The sequence below is a fragment of the Catonella sp. genome (assembly GCF_052173895.1).
GTDB lineage: Bacteria > Bacillota > Clostridia > Lachnospirales > Lachnospiraceae > Catonella.
In genome coordinates, this window is sequence record NZ_JBQMXS010000069.1 from 1 (window position 1) to 5,716 (window position 5,716).

The 5,716-nt window shown below is 33.0% G+C and carries 7 protein-coding genes; all 7 read right to left on the reverse strand.

What is annotated here, in order from left to right; genetic code table 11:
- A partial coding sequence (locus ACTTG8_RS09490; protein WP_442561874.1) for a hypothetical protein occupies positions 1-959 on the reverse strand: 959 nt, incomplete at its 3' end.
- The gene (locus ACTTG8_RS09495) at positions 946-1,956 is read right to left on the reverse strand and encodes a PhoH family protein (protein WP_442561875.1); all 1,011 of its coding nucleotides are present in this window, start codon (positions 1,954-1,956) and stop codon (positions 946-948) included. The genes ACTTG8_RS09495 and ACTTG8_RS09490, both read right to left, overlap by 14 nt.
- A 121-nt stretch (positions 1,957-2,077) precedes the next feature.
- On the reverse strand, positions 2,078-2,254 hold the full coding sequence (gene rpsU / locus ACTTG8_RS09500; RefSeq protein WP_021886387.1) for a 30S ribosomal protein S21: 177 nt from the start codon (positions 2,252-2,254) through the stop codon (positions 2,078-2,080).
- A gap of 264 nt (positions 2,255-2,518) precedes the next feature.
- The gene (locus tag ACTTG8_RS09505) at positions 2,519-3,298 is read right to left on the reverse strand and encodes an ABC transporter ATP-binding protein (RefSeq protein ID WP_442551986.1); all 780 of its coding nucleotides are present in this window, start codon (positions 3,296-3,298) and stop codon (positions 2,519-2,521) included.
- Positions 3,288-4,325, reverse strand: a complete 1,038-nt coding sequence (locus tag ACTTG8_RS09510; protein ID WP_442561876.1) for a FecCD family ABC transporter permease — start codon at positions 4,323-4,325, stop codon at positions 3,288-3,290. Before ACTTG8_RS09510 ends, ACTTG8_RS09505 begins: the two co-directional genes overlap by 11 nt.
- Positions 4,326-4,353: 28 nt before the next feature.
- Positions 4,354-5,319, reverse strand: a complete 966-nt coding sequence (gene isdE, locus ACTTG8_RS09515) for a heme ABC transporter substrate-binding protein IsdE (RefSeq protein ID WP_442561877.1) — start codon at positions 5,317-5,319, stop codon at positions 4,354-4,356.
- A gap of 4 nt (positions 5,320-5,323) precedes the next feature.
- A partial coding sequence (locus ACTTG8_RS09520) for a hypothetical protein (RefSeq protein WP_442561878.1) occupies positions 5,324-5,716 on the reverse strand: 393 nt, incomplete at its 5' end.

The following is a 5,716-nucleotide window of genomic DNA, read 5'->3' on the forward strand; positions in this document are numbered from 1 at the left end:
GGAAAGTTATTATCTTTAGCTAAAACTAAGCCTTCTACTATATAATTATTGCTTATAAGACGTCCACATTCTGCATAAAAAGCACCTGTCTTTGCAAGACTTACCTGTCCACCTAATAGCTCAATTATTTCCTTTACAAACCTAGAATTTCTTTCTGCTATATTAAAAAGTTTTTCGTTTTCTGCCATTTTTTTATAAACATCAACATCTTTACTAAGCAAATAAGAATAGTCTTTTTGATAGGATATCTTATCTTTCACAATCTGTTCTCCAACAGAATTTGTTATCACCTCTGAATTTATATCTTTCAGTATTATGTTTTTAACAGTAATTTTATTTAATATCCATCCTAAAAAAATACAACCTGAAATTATTAATACATCAATTATATGGGGTACTGTAATTATCTGATCCGTCCTAAGTCCATTCATTATCACGAAAAATGCTACTTCAAAAGACAGTAAGGTTATGATTGAGTAAACAACACTCAAAAAATCAGAGTAATACCTTGTTAAAATAATTAGTATAACAGCAGTAAGAAAGCTGTTTGCAATAAATTCAGGAGTGGTATTAGTAAATACAGTCACTACCAGTACATAAGCAAAGGATGATAATAATGAACTGAGTATATCTGTAAAGGTTACAGCAAGTATAGTACCGATTAAAAAGAACCATCTAACAATCGATACTTCAGCAAACAAACCTAGGCAGATAGTTATTATAAATCCGGATACCGACAAGAACTCTGTCATAATTCCGTTATTAATTCTTGAATTGTTATGGTTGGCAACTTTTGCATATAGTCTGTAAATTACGCAAAAGGCAGATACAAATAAAGCTAAACCGATTATTTTATACGAACTGTCAAATTTTATTGTGCTAATCAACGCACATAGAGGTACTGAAATAAAAATTATATTATCCTTTATCAAGTTATATATAGGTTTATCTTCGGTCATCTCTACGAGAACTCCTTTTATTTTCTTTATACAGATTTTTCTTTTCGTAATCGTCATAGGCAGTTACTATTTTTTGTACCAAAGGATGACGAACAACATCCTTGTTGGTAAGGGTTGAAAAACCTATTCCTTCAATATTTTTAAGTATTTTAACTGCCTCCTCAAGACCTGATTTAGTACCGATTGCAAGGTCTTTTTGAGTTAAATCGCCGGTAATTACAACTTTTGAGCCAAAACCTATCCTTGTAAGAAACATCTTCATTTGTGCAGGAGTTGTATTTTGTGCCTCATCTAAAATAATAAAGGCATTGTCAAGAGTTCTTCCCCTCATATAAGCAAGAGGTGCAACTTCTATCAACCCCTTTTCTACATTTGACTGAAAATTTTCAGCTCCCATAATTTGGTTAAGGGCGTCATATAATGGTCTCAGATAAGGATCTACCTTACTCTGCAAGTCACCCGGAAGAAAACCTAGTTTCTCTCCGGCTTCTATCGCAGGTCTTGTAAGTATAATTCTTTCTATTTTATTATCCTTAAACGCCTGAATTGCCATTGCCATTGCCAAATAAGTCTTTCCTGTTCCGGCAGGACCAAGTCCGAATACAATTATATCTTTTTTTATCTGATCTACATACTTCTTCTGTCCTATAGTCTTTGGCTTTACAGGCTTACCACTTACCGTATGAGCTATTATTTCCTTGTCTATACTCTCAAGACTTTCATAAGACTCAACAGGATCTTGTATTATTGAAACAGCATAATTTACCTGCTGTTCTGTTATATCTGTTCCTCTTAGAGATAGGGCAAGAAGTTGCTCCATTACTTTTAAAGCCTTTCTAACTTCTTCTTTAGTTCCTTTTATATGTGTAATTCCATCTCTTGATACTATACTGACACCAAAAGATTTCTCTATAATCTTAATATTAGCGTCAAACGCTCCTGATACATTTGACTCATGACTTACCGGTATATTTATTGTAATTTCAGAAAGTGCCAATTTTATATACTCCTTTTATCATAAAAATGTGAGCGTACATATATTTTATAAGCAAATAATCTTTAACAAAATATATAAAAAGACGCAGAGCCATATCGACACTGCGTCCTTTCAACTTTAACTATTTGAATTTGCGTTTTCTAGCAGCCTCAGACTTTTTCTTACGTCTGACAGATGGCTTCTCGTAATGCTCTCTTTTACGAATCTCCTGCTGAATACCAGCCTTCGCACAGTTTCTTTTGAAACGGCGAAGAGCACTATCAAGAGTTTCGTTTTCTTTAACGATTACATTTGACATTCTCTCACCAACCCTCCCCTCCAGCTGTAGATTTAGTGCCGACAACTGATTGGGTAATAATAATCATAGCACTCTTATAGTGTACAAGATGGCAGGCATTTTGTCAAGCCTAATTTTCGCCATTTCTAAGCAAATGTTATTTGAAAAAGTAAATTCCACATTAGTATGGATTTTACTTATTCCATATATCATACTTTTACCTATGCTCTTACTGATCATTACAAAATGATACAGTGATAAAACCCAATTATAGATAACACAGGCTTACAAGGAATTCATTACAAATATTTCTCCATTAACATTTACTACGGGCAATTTTACTCCATAAATATTTTCTATTAACTCACTGTCTATAATCTTCTTTGGATTTCCTGTAGCCATTATTTTCCCTTGTTTCATTGCTATAATATTATCCGAATAAGCAATAGCCTGATTCATATCATGCAACACCATAACTATAGTAATACAATATTCTCTGTTTAGTTTTCTTACTAACTCCAATATATCTATTTGATATCTGATATCTAAATAGGTAGTAGGTTCATCTAAAAATAAAATCTTAGTGTCTTGAGCAATGGACATGGCTATCCACACTCTTTGCCTCTGTCCTCCGGATAAACGTCCAATCTCCCTATGTCTAAGATCCTTTATATCCGTCACTTCCATCGCTCTATCAACTATTTCTTCATCTTCTTTTGTTTTAAATACCATCCCTCTCCTATAAGGTGTACGACCGAAAGCAACCAATTGTTCAACTGTAATATCCAAGCTTGTTTTATTATACTGATGTACAATTGCCACATTTTGAGCAAATTTTTTAAGAGAATAATCTTTTATGTTCATATTTCTTAAACATATTTCTCCTTCTGAAACATTAAGACTTTTAGTCATAAGAGAAAACAAAGTTGACTTACCGCAACCATTACCTCCCAAAAATGTAGTAATCTTATTTTCCTCTATTTCTAAATCAATTCCCTTTAATACTTCATTTTTTCCATAAGAAAAACGCACACCTTCTACAGTCATAACAGCTTTATTTTCCATAATTTCGACTCCCCCTTAATAAAGCAATAAAGAAAGGACCACCTATTATACTCATAATAATTGCAGCTGGAACTTCATAAGGACTTGCAATCGTACGCCCCAAGGTATCTGCGAGTAAAAAAGTAAACGAACCTAAAATAACAGAAAAAGGAATAAGTTTTCTATAATCTGCTCCCACCAATAAGCGTCCTATGTGTGGTACAATCAACCCCAAAAATCCTATAATTCCAACAACAGCTGTGGAGATACTGGCAAGTAGTACAGCTATAGAAGATATTACAATCCGTGTTCTATTCACATTTACTCCAAGTGCTTTTGCTGTAGTATCTTCCAAACTTAACAGATTACAATTAACAGCCATAAATAAAGATAAGATAATTCCAATTATAATATATGGAAAAAGGATAGATACATCACTCCAAGTCTTCATAGTAATATTACCGTTTACAATAGATGCAACTCCTTGCATATTACCTCCCGCCATAGAATTTAATGCACTCGATAAACCGGCAAACATAGCATTCACAGCTACACCCACTAAAATAATTCTTAGAGGAGATAAACCATCCTTCCATGATAATGTATAAACTAAAAAAAATGCTAAAATCCCTCCGATAAATGCAAAAATAGGTGTCAAAAAGAATAACATCGGAAAAAATGCAGTAATAATTACTGATACAAATCCTGCTCCACTTGATATTCCTATAATTCCCGGATCCGCCAAAGGATTTTTAAGTACTGCCTGAAATAAACATCCTGATGTAGCTATCCCCGCTCCTGCCAAAAGCGAAATAATGATGCGTGGAAATCTGAGATCATAAATCGTTGCCACATTAGGATTATACGCAATAAATAAGCCATCATACAATTCCATTAAAGATACTTTTAAACTACCTGTATTTACAGCAAATAGAATTAATATTATGTTAAAAAAAATGCAAATAAGAAAAGAAAGTAAAGCCGTAATTTTTTTTATCTTTCTATCCCTTTCATCAGCATTTAGACTACTTATTTTCGGATTATCCATATCCTCTACCTTTCAAATCAACAATATATTACTTATTATCTTTTTCATAAAAAATTTCATCTAACTCTTCTAATGCAGACGGATAATTAAATTTAGCACTCATTCCAAAATTTTGATAAGTTAAATCGTACACCCTTCCACTTTCCACAGCTTTAAAATGTTTCCAAATATCATTTTCTTTAAAATCCTTATCAAACATACTCTTAACTTTATCAGGAATTGCATGAGAAGCTCTTAAGATAATATCCGGCTCCTTTAATTTCATATCCTCTGTATTTACATTCAAAAATTCTTCATCAGTACCCGCATACACATTAATTCCACCTGCCATTTCAACTAAACTGCCAACATAGGAATTTTCTGTTGCAATAATATAACTCCCCGGCAATCCCATAAGTATTAAAACCTTAGGTCGTTTCTGCTCTCTATGGTTTTCATTATAAGTTTTCAAATAAGCTTCAAATTCATCAATCAATACTTTTGTTTCTTCTCTTCTATTAAAAATCTCACCCAATTCATAAATAGATTTATACATCCCCTTTATACTACTAAGATTCAAAAAAGCATAATTAATCCCTATTCCCTCGTACTTAGGCTTCAAGTCTGATATTAAACTCTGAGGACTTAAAATCCAATCCGGGTTGAGTGAAGAAACAATTTCCATATCAGGGCTCATAGGTGTTCCTACTTTTTCCACATCCTTATATCTTTCAGGAATAGTCGAAATAATACTTCCCACCCCTCCAACTAAATCAAGCTGTAGCTTATCACATATATCCATAATAGTAGGAGATGTAGCAATGATGCGCAAATTTTTCTTATTAGCTTTTTTTTTCGCTAAAGCTACAGCTGGTCTTACAATCTTATTTTCTTGTAAATCAATATCACTTAATGTCCCCCCACTATGTTCAGGATGTTGATCAACACACGAAACCTGTAGCGATATAATTAATAAAAAGAATATCGCCGAAATTATTTTTTTTAATTTTTTCATACAACTATTCTCTCTTTTTCTTCTTGAAATATCCTACTCCAAAGGTAACAGTAAAACATAAAACAAATCCCTGTACTAGCACAAAAATATATTCAAGTATTTCCTCATTTAAATGTATCTTTACTCTAACAGGCTTTTGTGATTCTTCCTGAGCTTCTTTTTCTGTAGATAAGACAAGTCCTTTCACTCCATCACTGCTCGCTTCACTATAAGTATTGTTAAATTCCAATCTCGGATCGACAGCAGTTAAATTCGGATTAATCATCATAGGATTTTGAATAGAGCTTAAATGATTCTCGGGATTCACCGGATAATATCCGTTTCCTTGCCAACCCCAATTAGGTAAAAATTCATAAGAATTTTGCGGCTGTATCATTCCGTAACCATTTTGTGCCGG